This window comes from Streptomyces sp. NPDC027189 (genome assembly GCF_055566975.1).
The window spans coordinates 365184-385651 of sequence record NZ_JBVHRI010000004.1 but is presented as its reverse complement, the minus strand read 5'-3'; the positions used below and the strand labels follow the sequence as shown (position 1 = coordinate 385651).

General features: G+C 72.5%; 19 protein-coding genes. 11 read left to right on the top strand and 8 right to left on the bottom strand.

Going from position 1 to position 20468, the window contains the following annotated elements; translation table 11 throughout:
• Window positions 1-47 precede the first annotated feature (47 nt).
• The 3 genes from ACZ4RZ_RS12670 to ACZ4RZ_RS12660 form a co-directional block, all read right to left on the bottom strand.
• Window positions 48-971, bottom strand: coding sequence for a zf-HC2 domain-containing protein (locus ACZ4RZ_RS12670; RefSeq protein WP_467744013.1), 924 nt, complete (start codon window positions 969-971; stop codon window positions 48-50).
• Window positions 968-1570, bottom strand: a complete 603-nt coding sequence (locus ACZ4RZ_RS12665; RefSeq protein ID WP_467744011.1) for an RNA polymerase sigma factor — start codon at window positions 1568-1570, stop codon at window positions 968-970. Before ACZ4RZ_RS12665 ends, ACZ4RZ_RS12670 begins: the two co-directional genes overlap by 4 nt.
• Before the next feature lie 110 nt (window positions 1571-1680).
• Entirely contained in the window at window positions 1681-4737 is a 3057-nt protein-coding gene (locus ACZ4RZ_RS12660) for a beta-N-acetylglucosaminidase domain-containing protein (protein ID WP_467744009.1), read from the bottom strand.
• Window positions 4738-4989: 252 nt separating this feature from the next.
• On the opposite strand from ACZ4RZ_RS12660, the gene ACZ4RZ_RS12655 reads away from it, so the two are divergent.
• The 3 genes from ACZ4RZ_RS12655 to ACZ4RZ_RS12645 are packed head-to-tail and all read left to right on the top strand — an operon-like array spanning window position 4990 to window position 7676.
• Window positions 4990-5229 carry a hypothetical protein gene (locus ACZ4RZ_RS12655; protein ID WP_467744006.1) on the top strand — a complete coding sequence of 80 codons (240 nt, stop codon included), beginning with the start codon at window positions 4990-4992 and terminating at the stop codon, window positions 5227-5229.
• Window positions 5230-7377, top strand: coding sequence for a 4-alpha-glucanotransferase (malQ, locus tag ACZ4RZ_RS12650; protein ID WP_467744004.1), 2148 nt, complete (start codon window positions 5230-5232; stop codon window positions 7375-7377).
• 59 nt (window positions 7378-7436) lie between these two features.
• Window positions 7437-7676, top strand: a complete 240-nt coding sequence (locus ACZ4RZ_RS12645; protein ID WP_467744002.1) for a hypothetical protein — start codon at window positions 7437-7439, stop codon at window positions 7674-7676.
• Between the two features lie 117 nt (window positions 7677-7793).
• On the opposite strand, the gene ACZ4RZ_RS12640 is transcribed toward ACZ4RZ_RS12645, so the two are convergent.
• Window positions 7794-8423 (bottom strand): TetR/AcrR family transcriptional regulator, encoded by a 630-nt coding sequence (locus ACZ4RZ_RS12640; protein ID WP_467744000.1) that lies wholly within the window; start codon window positions 8421-8423, stop codon window positions 7794-7796.
• 295 nt (window positions 8424-8718) lie between these two features.
• Between ACZ4RZ_RS12640 and ACZ4RZ_RS12635 the strand changes: the two genes are divergently transcribed.
• Complete coding sequence (locus tag ACZ4RZ_RS12635) at window positions 8719-10308, top strand: FAD-dependent monooxygenase (RefSeq protein WP_467743998.1); 1590 nt, start codon at window positions 8719-8721, stop codon at window positions 10306-10308.
• Here the strand turns inward: ACZ4RZ_RS12635 and ACZ4RZ_RS12630 are convergent.
• Window positions 10234-10731, bottom strand: a complete 498-nt coding sequence (locus ACZ4RZ_RS12630; RefSeq protein WP_467743996.1) for a MarR family winged helix-turn-helix transcriptional regulator — start codon at window positions 10729-10731, stop codon at window positions 10234-10236. The two genes, ACZ4RZ_RS12635 and ACZ4RZ_RS12630, sit on opposite strands and share 75 nt — an antisense overlap.
• A gap of 153 nt (window positions 10732-10884) precedes the next feature.
• Here ACZ4RZ_RS12630 and ACZ4RZ_RS12625 point away from each other — a divergent pair, with 153 nt between their 5' ends.
• From ACZ4RZ_RS12625 to ACZ4RZ_RS12615, 3 genes are all read left to right on the top strand, one after another.
• A complete protein-coding gene (locus ACZ4RZ_RS12625; protein ID WP_467743995.1) occupies window positions 10885-11946 on the top strand; it encodes an EamA family transporter in 1062 nt (353 codons plus the stop codon).
• A 61-nt stretch (window positions 11947-12007) separates the two neighbouring features.
• Window positions 12008-12940, top strand: coding sequence for a DMT family transporter (locus ACZ4RZ_RS12620; RefSeq protein WP_467743993.1), 933 nt, complete (start codon window positions 12008-12010; stop codon window positions 12938-12940).
• Window positions 12941-12990: 50 nt separating this feature from the next.
• Window positions 12991-13905 carry a LysR substrate-binding domain-containing protein gene (locus tag ACZ4RZ_RS12615; protein ID WP_467743991.1) on the top strand — a complete coding sequence of 305 codons (915 nt, stop codon included), beginning with the start codon at window positions 12991-12993 and terminating at the stop codon, window positions 13903-13905.
• Between the two features lie 64 nt (window positions 13906-13969).
• Here ACZ4RZ_RS12615 and ACZ4RZ_RS12610 read toward each other — a convergent pair whose 3' ends face one another.
• On the bottom strand, window positions 13970-14134 hold the full coding sequence (locus ACZ4RZ_RS12610; protein WP_467743990.1) for a hypothetical protein: 165 nt from the start codon (window positions 14132-14134) through the stop codon (window positions 13970-13972).
• A gap of 9 nt (window positions 14135-14143) precedes the next feature.
• On the opposite strand from ACZ4RZ_RS12610, the gene ACZ4RZ_RS12605 reads away from it, so the two are divergent.
• Window positions 14144-14374 carry a hypothetical protein gene (locus ACZ4RZ_RS12605; protein ID WP_467743988.1) on the top strand — a complete coding sequence of 77 codons (231 nt, stop codon included), beginning with the start codon at window positions 14144-14146 and terminating at the stop codon, window positions 14372-14374.
• A 123-nt stretch (window positions 14375-14497) separates the two neighbouring features.
• On the opposite strand, the gene pepN is transcribed toward ACZ4RZ_RS12605, so the two are convergent.
• Window positions 14498-17092, bottom strand: a complete 2595-nt coding sequence (pepN, locus tag ACZ4RZ_RS12600) for an aminopeptidase N (RefSeq protein WP_467743986.1) — start codon at window positions 17090-17092, stop codon at window positions 14498-14500.
• 113 nt (window positions 17093-17205) lie between these two features.
• Here pepN and ACZ4RZ_RS12595 point away from each other — a divergent pair, with 113 nt between their 5' ends.
• Window positions 17206-17685 (top strand): DUF1203 domain-containing protein, encoded by a 480-nt coding sequence (locus tag ACZ4RZ_RS12595; RefSeq protein ID WP_467743984.1) that lies wholly within the window; start codon window positions 17206-17208, stop codon window positions 17683-17685.
• A 131-nt stretch (window positions 17686-17816) separates the two neighbouring features.
• Here ACZ4RZ_RS12595 and ACZ4RZ_RS12590 read toward each other — a convergent pair whose 3' ends face one another.
• A complete protein-coding gene (locus ACZ4RZ_RS12590) occupies window positions 17817-18833 on the bottom strand; it encodes an aspartate-semialdehyde dehydrogenase (protein WP_467743982.1) in 1017 nt (338 codons plus the stop codon).
• 324 nt (window positions 18834-19157) lie between these two features.
• Here ACZ4RZ_RS12590 and ACZ4RZ_RS12585 point away from each other — a divergent pair, with 324 nt between their 5' ends.
• Window positions 19158-19685 carry a sigma-70 family RNA polymerase sigma factor gene (locus ACZ4RZ_RS12585; RefSeq protein ID WP_399074750.1) on the top strand — a complete coding sequence of 176 codons (528 nt, stop codon included), beginning with the start codon at window positions 19158-19160 and terminating at the stop codon, window positions 19683-19685.
• Window position 19686: 1 nt separating this feature from the next.
• Window positions 19687-20439 (top strand): hypothetical protein, encoded by a 753-nt coding sequence (locus ACZ4RZ_RS12580; protein WP_467743980.1) that lies wholly within the window; start codon window positions 19687-19689, stop codon window positions 20437-20439.
• Window positions 20440-20468 lie beyond the last annotated feature (29 nt).

The following is a 20468-nucleotide window of genomic DNA, read 5'->3' as shown; positions in this document are numbered from 1 at the left end:
ACCGTCATCGCCGCCCATGGCGGACATGCCGGTCGTACCAGGGATGTTCACATCGTCTCCAGACGGTCGTATGCGGTACGGCGCGCGGCGAGGAGGAGGGCGCAGAGCGCGGCCGCTGCCGCCCAGCCCCCCTGGTGTGAGGCGCCGGTGAAGTAGAGGGAGAGCTGCTGTGTGAGACGGGCCGTCAGACCGGAACCGGTGGCCGTGAGGACGGGGGCCGCGAGCGCGAGCAGCCAGCCTCCGCCGACCACCGCCGTCGCGGTACGGCAGCCCAGGTACCCGGACAGCACGAGCGAGGCCAGCGTCAGGGCCAGCCCGGGCAGCAGCCAGGCGGCCGCGGACGGTGCCGCGGGCAGGCGTGAGCCGGAGGGCGGGAGCAGCAGCCCCGCCACCGTCAGCAACGGCAGACTCACCGCCAGCACGGCGGACGTCCGCATCAGCAGGAGGCGCAGCCCGCCGGAGGGAGAGGCCACGACGATCTCGTGCAGCGGATCGGCGTGCCGCCCGTACGAGAGAGCGACCCCCGCCACGGGCACGACGGGCGCGACGGCCAGCAGCAACGGCCGCGCGCCTGCCGACCCGCCCCCGTACGCGAGTGCGACCGCCCCCACGGCCACCAGCACCACGGCCCCGGCCCAGGCCCCGCGCAAGGCGGGCCCGGCGGCCCAGACGATCCGCGCGAGCCGCCCCCCGACGGCTCCCGCGCCCCTCGGCACCGCCGGCGCGGAGGCGGAGGCCGGGATCGGCGCGTGCCCCGTGGCCGGTACCGGTTCGCGTACCGCGTTCAGGACCGCGTCCCGTACCTCCGACAGCACCAGCCCCGCCGCCCCCGCGCGGGCCGCCTGTGAGACCCGTACGGCGCACGGCCCGCAGTTCTCCAGGTGTTTCTCCAGGGACCAGGCGTCCGTCTCCGGAAGGGAGCCGTCCGCATAGCGGGTGACGAGGTCGTCGGGGGCGTGCCAGCCGGTCATGCCGGGCCTCCCAGCGGGGACGGGTCCAGGGATGGACTCCGGTAGGGACTCGGGGATGGGTTCAGATGGGCGAGGGCCGCGCGGAGTTCGGCGCGGGCGCGCATGGCGCGGGTCTTGACCGTGCCTTCCGGGATACCGAGGAGCCGGGCCGTCTCGCGCGTGGTCAGGCCGTCGACGACCGTGGCTCGCAGCACCTCGCGCAGTTCGGGGGAGATGCGGTCCAGGGCCGTGCCCACGTCCCCGTACTCGAGCCCCGCCAGTACGCGCTCCTCGGCGGAGGGCGCGGGCACCGGCGCCGTGTACTCCACGCGCTCCGTCCGCTCCTGCACTCGCCGCGCGTCCACCAGACGGCGCGCGGCGATGGTCCACAGCCAGCCGCCGACCTCCGTACCCCGGTGCGCGTCGGCCGACCGCCACACGGTCACGAAGGTGTCCTGCAGCACCTCGCGCACCACCTCGGGATCGCCGCAGCGCCGGGTCAGCCGCGTGTGCAGCCACCCGGCGTGCCGGTCGTACAGCGCGGCCATCGCCGCCGAGTCCCCGTCCGCCACGGCCCGCAGCAGCGCCGCGTCCGTGTCGTCCTCCCGGTGGCCCCCCATGGGGCGGAACAGTCTCACACCCCGTCTATCGGTCCCCTCGCGGCCATTGGTTCACTCCGCGGCAGATCTCTCGGGGCAGTTCACTCCGCGGCAGATCCTTCCGGGGCAGTTCACTCCGCGGCAGTTTTCTCCGCGCCAGTTTTCTCCGCGACCGCGTACGCCTCCACCGACCACAGCGAATACCCGTACCGCGTCGCCCGCTCGATCCCCTGGACGCGCACGTACCGGACGTCGTACTCGTCGAAGCGCACGGACTCGCGGCCTCCCCGGCCGTCCCGCACGGTCGTCGCGGTGCGCCAGACGCGGCCGTCGGCGGAGACCTGGACGCGGTACGCGGAGGGGTACGCGTCCTGCCAGCGCAGGACGACCTGGCCGAGCCGGGCCGGCTCGGCCAGCCGCACCTGCCACCAGGCGCCGTCCTCGACGGGTGACGACCAACGCGTGCCCGGATCACCGTCGTTCGCCGCTGACGCCGGAAAGTCGGGGGTCTCGTCGCCGGACGAGGACGCGACACCGGTGCGGGCCAGATCGGGGCCCGTGGTGCGCGGGAAGGCGCGGACCGTCAGCGTGCGGGTCTCCGGGCCGAAGGCGACGGTGACCTCGTACGTTCCCGACGGCGTCCCCGACGGGACGGTGACCTCGACGGGGAGGTCGACGGAGGTTCCGCGGGGGAGGGTCGAGGCACTCCCGGGGACCTTGACCTCGATACCCTTCGGCGCCCTCGCGGTCAGCTCGCCGCGGACGTCGGCGGGGCGCAGTGACGTCAGCCGGACCGTCACCCGCTGTGTACCGCCGATCTCCACGTCGGTCGCGGAGCGGGCCAACTCCACAGCGGCGGCGGGGGAGTCGGCGAACCACGGCACGAGATGGCGTACGCGGGAGGGTGCGGGACCGGTGACGCGGAGCGCGTCCGCGTACACGCCCGCCGCCGTGACCTGCGTCGCGCCCCCGGCCGAGAGGGAGCCGAGGGGGCGCCAGCCCTGGCCGGGGACATGGGCCTCGGCGGAGCCCCGCGTGCCGGGGTCGGTGAGGACGCTCACCGCGGTGACGGCGCGGGTGCGCGGGAAACGGACGGTGCGGCCGTCCGCCGTCGCACCGCGGTCGGCGGCCGGCTCGCGGTCGAGGCCCGCCCATGTCTCGTACGTGGTCCGGGCCTTCGCCAGGAACGGGTCCAGCACGCCCTTGCCGACCGTCACCCGGCTCGCCGCGAGCTCGGTGCGCAGCCGGTCGAGGGTGCGGTACGCCGTCCAGGCCGTGGTGGCGTCGCCGCTCGTCTGGGCGCGCAGCATCGCGACCGCGGTGTCGCCGGCCTCGCCGTAACGCGCCAACTGCTGTGTCCAGGGCGCCACTTCGGCCGCCAATGAGCCGTCGTCCAGCCGCTTCGGGGTCTCGCGCATCACCGTGAACGCGGCGCGCAGCCGTTCGGCCGCCGTCTCGTTCGCGGCCCGGTCCGTGCTCGTACGGGCCTGCCAGAACGCCTCCATGAGCGGGCGCAGATAGGCCGACTCCTCGCCGCCGAGGACGGAGGAGGCGTCGTTGCCGGCCAAGGCGCGCAGCGCGTCACCGCGTCGCGCGTCGCCGTCCGCGAGGTCGTCGATCGCGGCCTTCCAGGACTGCTGGGGGCGGTAGTCCCGGGGGTTCCAGGCGTAGTCGGTAGCGGTGAACAGCGGGATGCGGGAGGCTTCGGCCTGGGGCATCGCGTTCGCCAGCAGGGCCGCCGAACCCGTCGCGACCGCCGGCTCGCGCCCCTGGTACGGGCCGAGGAACACCCGGTCCTGCGCGTAGTCGTTGACCGGATAGTTGTCCATGGTGACGAGCGGGTGCCCGCCGAACGCCTCCCGGGTGCGGGCCAGTTCGCGTCCCGTGATCGTCCTCGGCACCACATCGACGCCCGTCCACGCGACCTCGACGCCCTCGTCCAGGGCGTTCGACAGCTCCTGGCGGTAGCTCGTCGAGCCGTCCTCGTAGTACTCGGTCGGCATCAGGGACAACGCGACGGCGTCCGGGTGGCGTTCGGCGAGCTGCCGGGCCACCGCGTTCGCCACCCGGGCCTGCGCCTTCGCGGCCGCCTCGGAGCCGGAGCCGAACGTGTCGGCGTCCGCGCCGCAGTGCCACTCGCTGTAGCTGACGTCCTGGAACTGGAGCTGGAAGGCCCGGAAGCCGAGCGCCCACATGGCGTCGAGCTTGCGCGTCAGCGCCCTCACGTCCGCGTCCGAGGAGAAACACATCGCCTGACCCGGGGCCACCGCCCAGGCCAGGGTGACGTGGTTGCGGCGCGCCCGGTCCGCCAGCTCCCGGAAGTCCGCGCGCTGGTCGGCGGGGTACGGCTCACGCCAGCGCGCCTGGCGGTAGAGGTCGTCACCAGGGGCGTACACATAGCGGTTCTGCTTGGTGCGGCCCATGAAGTCCAGCTGGGCGAGGCGCTGTTCGCGGGACCACGGGGTGCCGTAGAAGCCCTCGGTGGTGCCGCGCACCGCGGTGCCGGGCCAGTCGCGGACGACGACGCCCGCGACCCTGCCGTCGGCCGCGACGAGCTGCCGCAGCGTCTGCACCGCGTGGAACAGGCCGTCCTCGCCGACTCCCGCGAGGGCGACAGTGTCACGTCCGCCGGTGCGGCCGACGGCCAAGCGGTAGCCACCGGCGGGAAGGTCGGTGCGGGGCGCGGCGCCGAGCGCCGTGAGCGCCCGCTCCAAGTCGCTGGAGGCGGCGCGTGGACCAAGGGCGTGCGCCCCATCGGTGGTGGCGCTCCCGGCGTGCCCGCCGAAGGAGTACGCCCCCTGGGTGCCCTGTTGGCGCGAGTACGCCGTCTCCGTGCCCGCGCGCACCACCAGGGCACGCGCGGGAAGCTCGTCCCCCTCGCGCGCGGTCGTGATCTCGCGCGCGCCTGCTTGGCGCAGCAGCGTGCGCAGTGCGTCGACGGCGTACGGATCGGCCGTCGCGTCGGTCACCAGGACGACCTCGTCCGTGACCGCGACCGGGGTGCTCCCCGCACGCAGGGACTGCGGTCGGGGCCAGACCGTGGGCAGGCCGCCCTCGGTGGGCTCGCGGTCGTCCGCGGAAGCCGTGGGCGCGGGCGGGGCGGCGACGGCGGCGGAAGCCGCACCCAGCGCGCCGGCAACGACGGCGAACGCGACGGCGGCCGCTCCTTTCCCACGCCGGAGCTGCACGCTCCCCCTCCTCGTAGCTCGGCCCCCGACGGCCGTGTCGGGAGCGTCGAGCCCACCATCCGCGTGGTGAGGGTGTCAACGAGAGTGGTCGAAGTGCCCTGTTTACCCCAATCCGGAGGTGCGACATGGGGGCAGAATGTGACCAGAAGCACGTTGTTCGTCCGCCTACGTCTGCGCTCGCGCCCACTGGGTAGGGCTGCGGTATCCCGCCAGACAGGTCCAAGACCGCCGTACTCGACAAGGAGGCCCCCCGTGGCCGCATCGGCACACCTTCTGCTCTCGGCCCTTTCCAAACGCGAGGCGGATGCGTCCGTCGAACCCGAAGGCGCCCATCTGTGCCTGCTCAGCGCGGAAGGCGCCTGCGCGGAGGTTCCGCTGACCAGTGAACCCCCGCTGCCCGACGCCGAACCGCTCACCAGCGAGCCGCCGCTGGCCGACGCCGCGCACCTGACGAGCGAGCCGACCTCCACCGGCGCCGCCTCGGGGGTCTAGATGGCACCACGTCGGCCCGCCGACCCTCCGCAGACGACGCCTCCGACGCCCCTGTCCCGGCTCGCCGAACTGCACGGCGTCGCCACCTCCTACAGCCCGTCCCCGGACCGTACGGTCGCGGCCTCGGACACCGCGCTCGTCGCGGCCCTGACGGCGCTCGGCGTCGACGCGAGCACCCCGGACGCCGTGAGCGCCGCCCTCGCGGCGCAGGAGGCCGGGGCGAGGGAGCGGCTGCTGCCGCCGACGGTGGTGTGCTGGGGCGGCCGTGCCCCCGCCGAACTGGCCGAACTGCCGGACGGCACCCGGCTGCGCATCACGACCGAACAGGGCGAGACCCGCGCCTCGGCCGAACAACTCCCGCCCGGCGTCCACGTGTTGCGCGCCACCGCGCCCGACGGCCGCACCGCCGACGCCCACCTCGTCGTCGCGCCCGCCCGGCTGCCCACGCCGCCCGGACGCACGTACGGCCTGCTCGTCCAGCTCTACTCCCTGCTGTCCCGCCGCTCCTGGGGCATGGGCGACCTCGGCGACCTCGCCGAGCTGACCGCCTGGGCCGGCCGCGCGCTCGGCGCCGGATTCGTGCAGGTCAACCCGCTGCACGCGGCCGTACCCGGCGCCCCCACCGACCCCTCCCCCTACCGGCCGTCCTCCCGCCGCTTCCCCGACCCGGTGCACCTGCGGCTCGAGGACATCCCCGAGTTCGCGTATGTCGACGAGCCCGACCGGGTGCGTACGCTGCTGGAGCGCGCCGAGCGACTGCGCGAATCCGTACTGCACAAGGGCGCGTTGATCGACCGCGACGCCGTGTGGGAGCTCAAGCGTGAGGCGCTGGAACTGGTGCGCACCGTGCCGCTCGGGCCCGGCAGACGGGCCGCGTACGTCGACTTCCTCGCCGAGGAGGGCGAGGCGCTGGAGGACCACGCCACCTGGTGCGCGCTCGCCGAGGTGTACGGCTCCGACTGGCGGCGGTGGCCGGAGGGCCTGCGCGACCCCCGCTCGCCGGAAACCGCCCGGGCCCGCGGCGAGTTGATGGACCGCGTCGACTTCCACACCCGCCTCGCCTGGCTCACCGACGCCCAACTCGCCACCGCCCAGCGCTCGGCGCGCGACGCGGGCATGGCGCTGGGGCTGGTGCACGATCTCGCCGTCGGGGTGCACCCGGACGGTGCCGACGCCTGGGCCCAGCAGGAGTACTTCGCGGCCGGGATGTCCGTCGGCGCTCCCCCGGACGCCTTCAACGCGCGCGGCCAGGACTGGGGCCTGCCACCCTGGCGACCGGACCGGCTGGCCGCGTCCGGCTACGCCCCGTACCGCCGCCTCCTGCGCGCTCTCTTCCAGCACGCGGGCGCCCTGCGCATCGACCACGTCATGGGCCTGTTCCGGCTCTGGTGGATCCCGCAGGGCCGGCCGCCCACGGAAGGCACATACGTCCGTTACGACGCCGAGGCGATGCTCGCGGTCCTGGTGCTGGAGGCGTCGCGCGCCGGGGCGCTGGTCATCGGCGAGGACCTGGGCACCGTGGAGCCGGGCGTGCGCGAGACGCTGCGGGCGCGCGGGGTGCTCGGCACATCGGTGCTGTGGTTCGAACGTGACTGGGACGGCGACGGGCTCCCCCTGCCCCCCGAACGCTGGCGCGCCGACTGCCTGGCCACCGCCACCACCCACGACCTGCCGCCCACCGCCGCCCGGCTCACCGGCGACCACGTCGAACTCCGCGACCGGCTCGGCCTGTTGACCGGCTCCCTGGAGGAGGAGCGGGCGGCGGCCGCCGCGGACACGGGGGAGTGGCTGACGCTGCTCACCCGGCTCGGGCTGTTGTGGGGCGCGAGCGGCGGGTGCCCCGCGGTGTCGGAGGAGGCCGAGATCCAGGCCGTGCACCGGTTCCTGCTGCTCACCCCGGCCCGCATGATCGGCGTCTGGCTCCCGGACGCGATCGGCGACCGGCGCCCGCAGAATCTGCCCGGCACCTGGGACCAGTACCCCAACTGGCGCCTGCCCATCGCCGACGCCGAGGGCCGCCCGGTGACGCTGGAGGAACTGGCCGCGTCACCCCGGCTGCACGCGCTGCTCGATGTGGTGCGGGCCGGGGCGCGGACTGGGGGCGGCAGGCGCGCGCGTGGCGGCGGAGGCGGTCACGCGGCACGCTGAGACCTCCGTACGGCACCCCCGGGCGCGCGACTCATTCCGGTGTTCGCTACGTTTGCACCGTGGACAAGAAGAACGCCCTGCGCGCCGGCGCCCTGGCCGCCGGTACGACGCTGATGATGCTGCTCATGTCGTCCCCCGCGCTCGCGCTGACCCGCGACGACGGTGACGACCCCGGCGCGGGCCTGAGCGTGGTGGACACGCTGGGCCTCTACGTCGCGGCGCCGATCGTGCTGTTCCTGATCATTGCCGGCCTCGTGATGGCCCTGGACAAGTCCGACAAGCAGCCGAAGCAGGGCTGAGCCCGGCTCGGCTCAGCCGGCTTTCACCGGTTCTTGCCGTCGAGGGAGTCCGCGCACCGCAGGGTGCGCGGACTCCCTCGACGTTTTTGCGCGCGTACTGAGGTGTTTTCGCGCGTACTACGGATTCGGCGCCGTCAGATACCGCTGCACCGTCGGCCCCAGCCACGCCACGATCTCCTGGCGGTTCAGCGCGACGGCCGGCTCGATCCGCAGGACGTAGCGGGCGAGCGCCAGCCCGAGCAGTTGTGAGGCGCAGAGCGCGGCCCGTGTCGGCGCCTGCTCGGGGTCGGGGCAGGCGCGCTGGACGACCGGGGAGAGCTGGTCCCTGAAGATGCCCTGCATGCGTGCGGCGCCGGCCTGATTGGTCACGCCGACCCGGAGTATCGCGGTGAGCACCTCGTTCTCCTCCCAGAGGTCCAGGAAGTGGCTCACCAGGACGCGGCCCACGTCGTGCGGGTCGAGGCCAGCCGGATCGGGCAGCCGCAGTTCGACGTCGAGCACGGCCGCGAACAGCCCCTCCTTCGAACCGTAGTAGCGCATCACCATCGACGGATCGATCCGCGCGTCCTTGGCGATGGCGCGGATGGTGGCGCGCTCGTAGCCGTCGGCCGCGAAGCGCTCGCGCGCGGCGGCGAGGATCGCGGTGCGGGTGGCGTCGGAGCGGCGGGGCACGGGCGCGTCGGCCGGCGCTGATGCCGATGCCGGCGCAGGTGCCGACGGGGGCGCGGGATGGTTCCTGAGTGGCATGCCAACAACCGTAGGCCAACACGTGTTGACAGTCCAGTGGTCTCGCCTTATGTTGGCAAACAAGCGTTGGCCAACAAGTGTTGGCAAGTGCACGTCGCCTCGGCGGATGCTGACTGACGGGCGCGGGCCGACAGGAGTGGTCAACGGGTGTTGGCCGACAGGCGTCGGGCAGTGCCCGTTGGCCAACGGGCGTAGGCCAACCGGTGTTGGCCAGCAGATGTTGGCCGACGAGCGTTGGTCGACGGGCGTTGACCAACAGGCGTTGACCAACAGGCGTTGGCATCAGGAGGTCGCCATGAACGACAGCACGGGCACCACGCACAACTCGCGCCACACACGCAACGCGCTCCCCACCGACCCCCGCGACGTCATCGTCGTCGGCTCCGGCCCCACCGGGCTGCTGCTGGCCGGCGACCTCGCCACCGCCGGCATCCCCGTCACCCTCGTCGAGAAGCGCCCGCACAAGATCAGCAACCTCTCCCGCGCGTTCGTCCTGCACGCCCGCGCCCTGGAGCAGCTCGACGCACGCGGTCTCGCCGACGACCTGGAGCTCAAGGGCCGGCCCCTCGACCGCATCCGGCTCTTCGGCGGGCTCGGGGTCGCGCTCGACACCCTCCCCTCCCGCTTCAATCACGTCCTCGTGATCCCGCAGTACGAGGTGGAGAAGGCGTTGCAGCGGCGGGCGGAAGAGGCCGGGGTACGGTTCGTCTACGAGGCCGAGGTGACCGGGCTGAGTCAGGACGCGGACGGGGTGACGCTCGACGTCCGCCGCCGGGACGGCGAGCCGGAGAAGCTGGCGGCCGCCTACGTCGTCGGGGCGGACGGGATGCGCAGTGCGGTGCGCGAGGCGGTCGGGCTGCCGTTCCCCGGCAAGTCGGTGATCCGGTCCGTCGTCCTCGCGGACGTCCTGCTCGACGAGGAGCCCGAGTCGGTGCTCACCGCCAACGCCGTGGGCGACGCCTTCGCCTTCATCGCGCCCTTCGGTGACGGCTACTACCGAGTGATCGGCTGGCACCGCGGCCGCAATGTCCCCGACAATGCCCCGCTCGAACTCGACGAGGTCAAGGAGATCGCCCGGCTCGCCCTCGGTCGCGACTACGGCATGCGGGACGCCCGCTGGATGTCCCGCTTCCACAGCGACGAGCGCCAGGCGCCCTCCTACCGCGTGGGCCGCGTCTTCCTCGCCGGGGACGCCGCGCACGTGCACACCCCGGCCGGCGGTCAGGGCATGAACACCGGTCTCCAGGACGCGGCGAACCTCGGTTGGAAGCTGGCGGCCGTCCTCAACGGGCAGGTGGGCGCCGCCCTGTTGGACACCTACCAGGCCGAGCGCCACCCGGTCGGCAGGTCCGTGCTGCGCAGCAGCGGCGGCATCGTACGGCTCGCGATGGCCAAGTCCCCGTGGACGCTGGCGCTGCGCGCCGGGCTCACCGCATTGGTCAATCATGTCGCCCCCGTTCGCCGCAAGGCGGCGGGCCAGATCACGGGCATCGGGTACGCGTACGCGGCGCCGCGCGGTGCCCACCAACTGGTCGGCACGCGCGCCCCGGACGTCGCCCTGAAGAGCGGCCGTCTCTACGAGGCCCTGCGCGGCGGCAGGTTCGTCCTCGTCATGCCGCAGTCGACCTCGGAGTCGTACCGGGCCGGGGACCGCAACGGCCGCCTCACCGTGGAGAGTTGGGCGAGCGACCTGCGTACGACGGTGCTGGTGCGGCCCGACGGATACGTCGCCTGGGCCGCGGAGTCCCCGGACGCGGCGGCGGTCGAGGCGGCACTGGACGCCGGGGTGGGGACGCCGGGGGCGCGCCGCCTAGGCGGTGGCACCGACCAGCAACTGGCGCAGCAGGTCGGCGAGTTGCCCGGCCTGCTCCTGGTCGAGGGCTGAGAGCGCCTCCGTCTGGACGGCGAGACCCGCCCCGACGGCCTCGTCGATCAGGCGGAGTCCCTCGTCGGTGAGCGTGACCTGGAGCCCGCGCCGGTCGTGCGGATCGGGTGAGCGGCGCAGCAGCCCGGCGCGCTCCAGCTTGTCCAGGCGCCCGGTCATGCCGCCGGTGGTGAGCATGAGGGTGGCTGAGAGCTGTCGGGGTGAGAGCGTGTACGGGGCGTCCGAGCGGCGCAGCGTCGCCAGCACGTCGAACTCCCCGCGCGAAATGCCGTGGCGCGCGTACGCCTTCTCCATCCGGTCGCCCATCGCCCGCGAGAGCCGGAAGATCCGTCCGAAGACCTCCATCGCGGCGGTGTCGAGGTCCGGCCGGACGGCGGCCCACTGCTCGATGATCGCGTCGACGGGGTCCTTGGGGGTGCTCATGGGGCGAGTATCCGTCGAAGGTCGATTGCCCGCAAGAAAGTAGCTCAGTGAGAAGTAGATCAGTGAAAAGTAGCTTGACGGAAAGTAGCTTGCAACTAAGCTACTTTCCGTTGACCCACTTCCTGCCGGTCTATTTCGAAACCGGGTGCCCTCATGGCCGCGAACAGCAACCGCCCCGCCCTCATAGCCCTCACCGCGCTCGCCCCCATCTCCTGGGGCAGTACTTACGCCGTCACCACCGAGTTCCTGCCGCCCGACCGGCCCCTGTTCACGGCGGTGATGCGCGCTCTGCCCGCCGGCTTACTGCTTCTGGCGCTGGCGCGGGTACTGCCGCGCGGCGTCTGGTGGGGGAAGGTCGCGGTGCTGGGCGCGCTGAACATCGGGGCCTTCTTTCCCCTGTTGTTCCTCTCCGCCTATCGGCTGCCCGGCGGTATGGCGGCGGTCGTCGGCTCGATCGGGCCGCTGTTCGTCGCGGTCCTGTCGGTGCTGCTGCTCGGCGACCGGCCGACCCTTCGCACGCTCCTGACCGGCATCGCCGCCGCCCTCGGCGTCAGCCTCGTCGTGCTGAGGGCGGCGGGCGCGCTCGACCTGGTGGGCGTGCTCGCGGCGCTCGCCTCGACCGCCTCGATGTCCACCGGAACCGTGCTCACCAAACGGTGGGGGCGGCCGGACGGGGTCGGTCCGCTGGCGCTCACCGCCTGGCAGTTGACGGCCGGCGGACTGCTGATCGCGCCGGTCGCCCTGCTCGTCGAGGGCACGCCGCCCGCGCTGGACGGCCGGGCGGTAGGCGGCTACCTGTACCTCGCGCTGGCGAACACGGCGGTCGCGTACTGGCTCTGGTTCCGCGGTATCGGCCGGCTCGCCGCCACGCAGGTCACCTTCCTCGGCCCGCTCTCACCGCTGACCGCGGCCGTGATCGGCTGGGCGGCGCTCGGGCAGGCGCTGACGCCGGTGCAGTTGGCGGGCATGGCGCTGGCGTTCGGGGCGACGGTGTTCGGTCAGCTCAAGCGGCGTACGGCCGTCGTAGAGGACGTGGCCGTCGAGGAGAACGTGGCCGTCGAAGAGAAGGCGACCGTCGAGGAGAACGTGACCGTCGAGGAGGGGATGACCGTCGAGGAGGGTGCGACCTCAGGTGGAGATGGATTGTTCAGTTCAGCTGAAAGGAATGGTCGAAAAGATTCGATGGACGTGACAGTTTCCGCCTTGCGACGGTAGTCGGGCGGCTGCCCCGACCAGCGGGCAGCTTCTCCGACCACACGAGAGGCAAGGGATATTCGTGGCAGTCCTGGACCGGACGCGTACGCACAGCGCGACCCGCACCGCGGCGCGGAAGGGGGTCCCCGGTCTCGGAATCGCCCTCGCGGCCGCCGCCACGGTCCTCTGGTCCGGCAGCTTCGTGGCCGTGCGCGCGCTGCACGACAGCGTGCCGCCCGTCCAGCACGCCTTCTGGCGCTGGGTCATCGCGCTCGTGGCGGTCGCCCCCCTCGCGGCGCGCGAGGCCTGGCGGCAGCGCGCGCTGGTACGCCGTCACCTCGGCCATGTCCTCCTCGCCGCCCTGCTCGGCGTCACCGTGTACAACACGCTGGTCAACCAGGCGGGCATCTCCACCTCCGCCGGCAACATGGGCATGATCATGGCCGCCTCGCCGGTCCTGATGGCGGTGTACGAGCGGATCGGCGGCGTACGGCTCGGAGCGCGCCGTGTCACCGGGATGCTGATCGCCTGCACGGGGGTCGTGCTCCTGGTCGGCAAGGGTTCGCTCTCGGTCGTGGACTTCACGGCGGGCGACCTCTGGATGATCGCGGCGGCGACGTGCTTCGCGTCGTACAGCGCGCTCCTGCGCCGGCGGCCCGCCGAACTCACCGGCCTCACCTTCCTGTTCACCACCTTCGTCCTGGGTACGGTGATGTTGCTGCCGGCGTACGCGCTGAGCGTGGGCGTGCAGGGGACCTTCACTCCCACCACCGCCACGGTCGGTCCCCTCCTCTACGTGGGAGTCGCCTCCTCCGCGGTCGCCTTCCTCGCCTGGAACAAGGCCATCTCCCTCATCGGCGCGGCCCGCGCCGGAACGGTCTACTACCTTCAGCCGGTCTGCGTCGCCGCCCTGTCGTATGTGCTTCTCGGCGAGCGGACGACCTGGACGCAGCTGCTCTGCATGACCCTGATCCTTGGCGGAGTCGTCCTGGGCACCGCAGCCAGGGCCCGCTGAACCGCCGCCGCCGCCGGTCGGGCCCTTGGCTCGCGGGATAGGTTGCCGCCATGGCCGAGTACGACAAGTGGGACATCAGGAAGCTGGAGATTCTGCGGACGCTGCGCGAGCGCGGGACCGTCACCGCGACCGCCCAGGCGCTGCTGATGACCCCCTCGGCCGTGTCGCAGCAGCTGACCAACCTCGCGAAGCAGCTCGACGTGACCCTGTTGGAGGCACAGGGGCGGCGGGTGCGGCTCACCGACGCGGCGGAGCTCGTGCTCCGGCACGCCGAGGCGGTGTTCGAGCAACTGGAGCGAGCCGACGCCGAGTTGGCCGCGTACGCGCACGGGGAGGTCGGGGAGGTGCGGGTCGGCGCCTTCTCCACCGCCGTGCCCGCGCTCGTCGTACCCGCCGTACGGGCGTTGCGCGCGGCGCGGCCCGGGATTTCCGTGCAGGTGCGAGAGGCCGAGGCGGCGGAGGCGTACGAGTTGCTCGGCGCCGGGGTGGTGGACCTCGCCCTGTCGCTGGCCGCGCAGGCGCCGCCCGCGGCGGATCCCCGTTTCACGCGTGTGCCGCTGCTCGCCGACCCGCTCGATCTCGCGCTCCCGCACGGGCACGCGCTGGCCGGTGCGCCGGTCGTGCGGCTGGCCGACTTCGCCGCCGAGTCGTGGATCTTCGGGGGGAGCGGGCCGTGGTCGGACATCACGCGGGGGGCGTGTGAGGCGGCCGGGTTCAGTCCGTATCAGGGTCACTCCGCGGCCGGGTGGACCGCGATCCTCGCGATGGTCGAGGCGGGGATGGGCGTCGCGCTGGTGCCTCGGATGGCCGCGGAGCGGCGGGAGGGTGTGGTGATGCGGGAGCTCGCGGGGGAGCGGCCGCATCGGCATGTGGTGGCCGCGGTGCGGCGCGGGGCGGAGGAAGGAGCCGCGGTGGGCCAGGTGCTGACGGCCTTGAGGGATGTGGCCGCCGGGCTCCGCCAGTAGGGGCGGGCGCCGGGTGCGGGCGCGCCGATGCGGGCGCCGGGTGCGGCCACCGGCTCCGGCAGTCTCAGTGGCGGGATGTTTCCCGGCTGACCTGCCGTTCGCGTCGGTTGCGCCACCACCTGCCCAGTCGCATCCGGCCCGGTACGCCGGTCGCGCGGGCGGTGATCAGGTGCACGCACTCGTGGAGCAGCAGCAACGTCCAGCCCACGCCCGCGCCGAGCGCGATCACCGCGCTGCCGTGCGGGCTCCAGAGAAGCGTGTGGAGCGGCAGGCCCGCGCGCTGGCCACCGCCGCGCCCGAGGTACTGCGGCTGCGCACCTCCGACTCCCTCGCGAACCTGCTGCGCGAGTGGTGCCAGGAGCTGCAGAAGTCGTACGACCTGCGGTGGGTGCCGGTGTCCGCGCAGACCGGACTGCACGTGCGGACGATGATCGACACCGCCCGCCTGGTGTGCGCGACGGGCGGGTGACCACCTCGGTCACCCGCCCGCCGTCACCACCGGTGACGCGTCCGGCGGTTATCTGTCCACCGGTTACGCGTCCACCAGCTACGTGTTCACCGGTTACGCGTCCACCAGCTACGTGTCCACCGGTTACGCGACCACCGGTGACGCGGTGGCTGCCGCCGCGTCCGCCGCCTGTGCCTTCAGCGCCCGCTCCACACCCGAGCGGGACTCCGAGATCAGGCGCCGCAGGGCCGCGTTGGGCTCGGCGGAGGCCAGCCACGCGTCCGTCTTGGCGAGGGTCTCCTCGGAGACCTGGACCGACGGGTAGAGGCCGATCGCGATCTGCTGGGCGATCTCGTGCGAACGGGAGTCCCAGATGTCCTTGACCACGGCGAAGAACGCGTCCGTGTAAGGGGCCAGCAGCTCGCGCTGGTCGGTCTGGACGAAGCCGGTGATCACCGCTTCCTGCACGGCGTTCGGAAGCTTGTCGGACTCGATGACCGAGGCCCAGGCCTCCGCCTTCGCCTCCTCGGTGGGACGGGCGGCCCGGGCCGTGGCCGCGTGCCGCTCACCGGCCGCCGTCTTGTCGCGCTCGTACTCGGCGGCGATCTCCGCCTCGTCGAAGCGTCCGACCGCCGCGAGCCGCTCCACGAACGCCCAGCGCAGCTCGGTGTCCACGGCCAGGCCCTCGATGGTCTCCCGGCCCTCCAGCAGCGCCTCCAGCAGGTCGAGCTGCTCCGGCGTACGGGCGGTCGCAGCGAAGGCGCGCGCCCAGGCCAGCTGGTGGTCGCTGCCCGGCTCGGCCGCGCGCAGGTGGGCGAGCGTCGCGTCCGTCCAGCGGGTCAGCAGGGCCTCGCGCGCCGTCGGGTCGGCGTACAGCTCGATCGCCAGCTTCACCTGGCGCTGCAGCGACTGCACGACGCCGATGTCGGACTCCTTGCCGATGCCGGACAGGACGAGGGAGAGGTAGTCGCGGGTCGCGAGCTCCGCGTCCCGGGTCATGTCCCAGGCCGAGGCCCAGCACAGGGCGCGGGGCAGGGAGGCCTCGAAGTCGCCCAGGTGCTCCGTGACGAAGGCCAGCGAGGCCTCGTCGAGGCGGACCTTGGCGTACGACAGGTCGTCGTCGTTGAGCAGGACGATCGCCGGGCGGCGCTTGCCGACCAGCTCCGGTACGGCGGTCAGCTCGCCGTCGACGTCCAGCTCGACACGCTCGACGCGCAGCAGCTTGCCGCTCGCGTCGTCCAGGTCGTACAGGCCGACGGCGATGCGGTGCGGGCGCAGCGTCGGCTCGCCCTTGGCGCCGGCGGGCAGGGCCGGAGCCTCCTGGCGGATCGCGAAGGAGGTGACGACGCCGTCCGCGTCCGTCTCGACCTCCGGGCGCAGGATGTTGATGCCGGCCGTCTGCAGCCACTTCTGCGACCAGTTCTTCAGGTCACGGCCGGAGGTCTGCTCCAGTGCGCCCAGCAGATCGCTGAGCCGCGTGTTGCCGTACGCGTGCGCCTTGAAGTACGCCTGCACGCCCTGGAAGAACTCGTCCATGCCGACATACGCGACGAGCTGCTTGAGGACGGAGGCGCCCTTGGCGTACGTGATCCCGTCGAAGTTGACGAGGACGTCGTCGAGATCGCGGATCTCCGCCATGATCGGGTGGGTGGAGGGCAGCTGGTCCTGCCGGTACGCCCACGTCTTCATGGAGTTGGCGAACGTGGTCCAGGAGTGCGGCCAGCGCGAGCCGGGCGCGTACGCCTGACAGGCGATGGACGTGTAGGTGGCGAACGACTCGTTCAGCCACAGGTCGTTCCACCACTCCATGGTCACGAGGTCGCCGAACCACATGTGGGCGAGCTCGTGCAGGATCGTCTCGGCACGCACCTCGTACGCGGCGTCGGTGACCTTGGAACGGAACACGTACTGGTCCCGAATCGTCACCGCACCGGCGTTCTCCATCGCGCCCGCGTTGAACTCCGGCACGAAGAGCTGGTCGTACTTCTTGAACGGGTACGCGTAGTCGAACTTCTCCTGGAACCAGTCGAAGCCCTGCCGCGTCACCTCGAAGATCGCGTCCGAGTCGAGGAACTCGGCGAGCGAGGGCCGGCAGTAGATGCCGAGCGGGACGGACTGCCCGTCCTTTTCGTAGGCGCTGTGGACGGAGTGGTACGGCCCGACGATGAGCGCGGTGATGTACGTCGAGATCCGCGGCGTCGCCTCGAAGACCCAGACGTCGTCCTTGGGCTCGGGCGTCGGCGAGTTGGAGATGACGGTCCAGCCGGTCGGCGCCTTCACGGTGAACTGGAAGGTGGCCTTCAGGTCGGGCTGCTCGAAGGACGCGAAGACGCGGCGGGCGTCCGGGACCTCGAACTGGGTGTAGAGGTAGGCCTGTTCGTCGACCGGATCGACGAACCGGTGCAGCCCCTCGCCGGTGTTGGTGTAGGCGCAGTCCGCGACGACTCGGAGTACATTGCGCCCCGTCAGCAGACCCGGGAGCGCGATCCGCGAGTCCTTGAAGACCTCGGCGGGGTCGAGCGGGTCCCCGTTCAGGGTGACCTCGTGGACGGTCGGGGCCACCAGGTCGATGAAGGACTCCGCGCCGGTCTCGGCTGAGTCGAAGCGCACCGTCGTCACGGACCTGTAGGTGCCGCCCTCCTGCGCGCCGGAGAGGTCGAGATCGATCTCGTACGAGTCAACGGTGAGCAGCTTCGCCCGCTGCTGCGCCTCTTCGCGGGTCAGGTTTGTGCCAGGCACGCGGTCATCTCCTCGTTATGTGTGGGTTGCGCCATCCTTCCACGGGACCTGCACGGAACGCGATGTCCGTTTCCCGCCGGTGAGGAGCGCCGGCGGGCGCGAACCTGGACGTCATGACGAAGTACATCGCACGCCCCATCGAGCCGGCCGTCCTGAAGCAGCTCCGGGACCTCGATGACGCGGGTCGCCCGGCGGCGGCCCTCACCGACGAAGAGGGGGGTGCTCCGTTGCGCTGCTGTCTGCGCCGCGGTGAGCCCGGGGAGCGGATCGCGCTCGTCTCGTACGCGCCGTTGCGGCGGTGGGCCGCGGAGACGGGGGCCGAGCCGGGTGCGTACGACGAGCAGGGGCCTGTCTTCATCCACGCGGACGACTGCGCGGGTCCGGACCTGGACGGCCACCCCTTCACGAGGGCCTACCGCATCGTCCGTCGCTACTCCGCCGACGGCCGCATCCTCGGCGGCCGGCTCGTGCAGCCCCCGGACTCCTTCGACGAGGCATTCACCTCGGCCTTCGCCGACCCCGAGGTGGCCCTCGTCCACGTGCGGGCCGTGGAGTACGGCTGCTTCCTGTACGAGGTGCGCCGGGGGGAGTGAGTGGTTTCTCGCCCGCGCCCCTTTTCAGGGGCGCGGGGAACTGCGCGAACGGGGTCTGGGGCGGAGCCCCAGGCACGGGACGGGTAGGGGAGGAGGGGGCGAAAAAACCTCGGCTCAGCCCCCGGTCGGGGTCAGCCCTTCAGCTCGGCCGCCACCAGCTCCGCGATCTGGACCGCGTTCAGCGCGGCGCCCTTGCGAAGGTTGTCGTTGGAGATGAACAGGGCGAGCCCGTGCTCGACGGTCTCGTCGGTGCGGATGCGGCCGACGTACGAGGCGTCCTTGCCGGCGGCCTGCAGGGGCGTCGGGATCTCGGAGAGGACGACACCCGGGGCGCCGGCCAGCAGCTCCGTGGCGCGCTCCACGCTCAGCGGACGCGCGAAGCGTGCGTTCACCTGGAGGGAGTGGCCCGAGAAGACCGGGACGCGCACGCAGGTGCCGGAGACCTTGAGGGCCGGGATCTCCAGGATCTTGCGGGACTCGTTGCGGAGCTTCTGCTCCTCGTCCGTCTCGTGCAGACCGTCGTCGACGATGGAACCGGCGAGCGGGAGCACGTTGAAAGCGATGGGGCGCTTGTAGACCCCCGGCTCGGGGAAGTCGACCGCCTCCCCGTCGTGGGTGAGCTTGTCGGCGTCGGCGACGACCTTGAGCGCCTGGCCGTGCAGCTCGGCCACGCCCGCGACGCCCGAGCCGGAGACCGCCTGGTAGGTGGCGACGACCAGGGCCTCGAGCCCCGCCTCCTCGTGCAGCGGCTTCAGGACCGGCATCGCGGCCATCGTCGTGCAGTTCGGGTTCGCGATGATGCCCTTGGGACGGTCCGCGATCGCGTGCGGGTTCACCTCGGAGACCACCAGGGGCACGTCCGGGTCCCTGCGCCACGCGGAGGAGTTGTCGATCACCACCGCGCCCTGCGAGGCGACCTTCTCGGCCAGCGCCTTGGAGGTCGCGCCGCCCGCGGAGAAGATGACGATGTCCAGGCCGGAGTAGTCGGCCGTCGCCGCGTCCTCCACCGTCACGCCGTCGAGCACCGTCCCGGCCGAGCGGGCCGAGGCGAACAGGCGCAGCTCGTCGACCGGGAAGTCCCGCTCGACCAGGATCCTGCGCATGACTGTGCCGACCTGACCGGTGGCTCCGACGATTCCGACCCTCACGGCGACTCCCTTTGCGTGCGTTTTACGTGGTCCAGCGCTTCCATCATGCGTCTGACCCGTCCCCGCGTGTCCAATCCTTTCCCCACGTGGCCCAAGGAATGGGACGCGGGACCGGTCGGCCCCGGGCCTCGATCGTCCGGCGGCCGCTCACCCGCGTGCGAAGAAATCTCCCCGGTGACGGCCGGGGACCGCAAGCTGTACTGCGCGAATGCCCTGCCGGGTGCCGGACCGGTGTGACGTACGACTCCGTGGCGAAAGTCCCCGGGAGTGGGCTGAACGTTTTGGCCCGCACCGACGTCGTAGAGGAAACGCGGGAGGGGAGGGGTGGCTGTGCTGCGCAGAAAGGCCCGCCGCGCGCAGGGGGTGGACGACCCCCTGGACGCGGCCCAGGAACGCCGGGTGCGGGCGGTGCTCGCGCTCGGCGGCGTACCGCAGGCGGACCTGCCGGACGGGGTGCAGCAGGTCCGCCTGCGGTTGCTGGAGCGGGCGGCGAAGGGGGACGAGGCACCGCGTGACGTGTCCGCGTGGGCGGCGGTCGTCGCGTCGAACCTGGCGATGGACTGGCACCGGGCCAAGCGCCGCCAGGAGCGGCTGGGCGAACGCCTGGCCTCGCTGCGGCAGCTGGAGCACCCCTCCGACGAGGACTCCAGCGTGCTCTCGCTCGCCGTCGCGCAGGGGCTGGACGAACTTCCCGACGCCCAGCGCCAGGTTCTCGTCCTGCGTTTCTACGCCGATCTCTCCGTGCGCGGGATAGCCGAGGAGCTCGGCATCCCGGAGGGCACGGTCAAGAGCAGGCTGCACACAGCGGTCCGCGCCCTGCGCGCCCGCCTGCACGAGGACGAGGTGGTGTGACGTGGCCGAGTACGAAGGCAGTGCGGCAATGGACGCGCTCATGGCCGCGATCACGGACGAGCCACTGCCCGAAGGGGCGCGCGACGACGCCGAGTTCCTGGCCGAGCACCGGTCGGCGCTGGCGGACGTGGCGCTGCTGCGGGAGCAGCTGGCGGTCATCGGGGACGCGTTGGCGGACGCCGAGAAGGTGACCGAGCCCGCCCGCCCGGTCCGCAGGCCCAGGAGGTCGGGGAACCGGCGTCCGGCGGGCGCCCCGAGGAAGCGCTCCCGGCATCCGGGCGCGCTCGCCGTCTCGCTCGGCGTCCTGGCCGTCGCCGTCGTGGCCTCGATGGTCGTCGGCATGGGCTGGCTCGTCGCGCACAACGGGGTCGGCGGGGCGAGCGACACCGCCGGAGCGGCCAAGTCGGACAACAAGGACAGCTCCTCGCGCAGTGCCCCGGGCTACATCGCCTGCTCGCGCCTCATCGTCGAGGGCGAAGTCGCCGGGGTCGAGCAGATCCCCGGCGCCACGCAGGACCGGATCACGCTCGACGTGGACCGCTACTACAAGCCGGCGAAGGGGGCGGACCAGGTCACCTTCCTGATGGCCCAGGACGCCGACCCACGGCTGCACCGGGGCGACCACGTCCTGGTCGCCATCCGCAGCCACGCGGCGACCCCCGACAAGTGGACGACGGAGGAGGCGGCCATCGCCCGCGAGCGGGCCTGGATCCTCAAGGCGCTGCCCCAGTCCCAGGGCGTGCGGTGCGAGTGACACACGAAAGGGCGGGCGCCCGTTCCCGG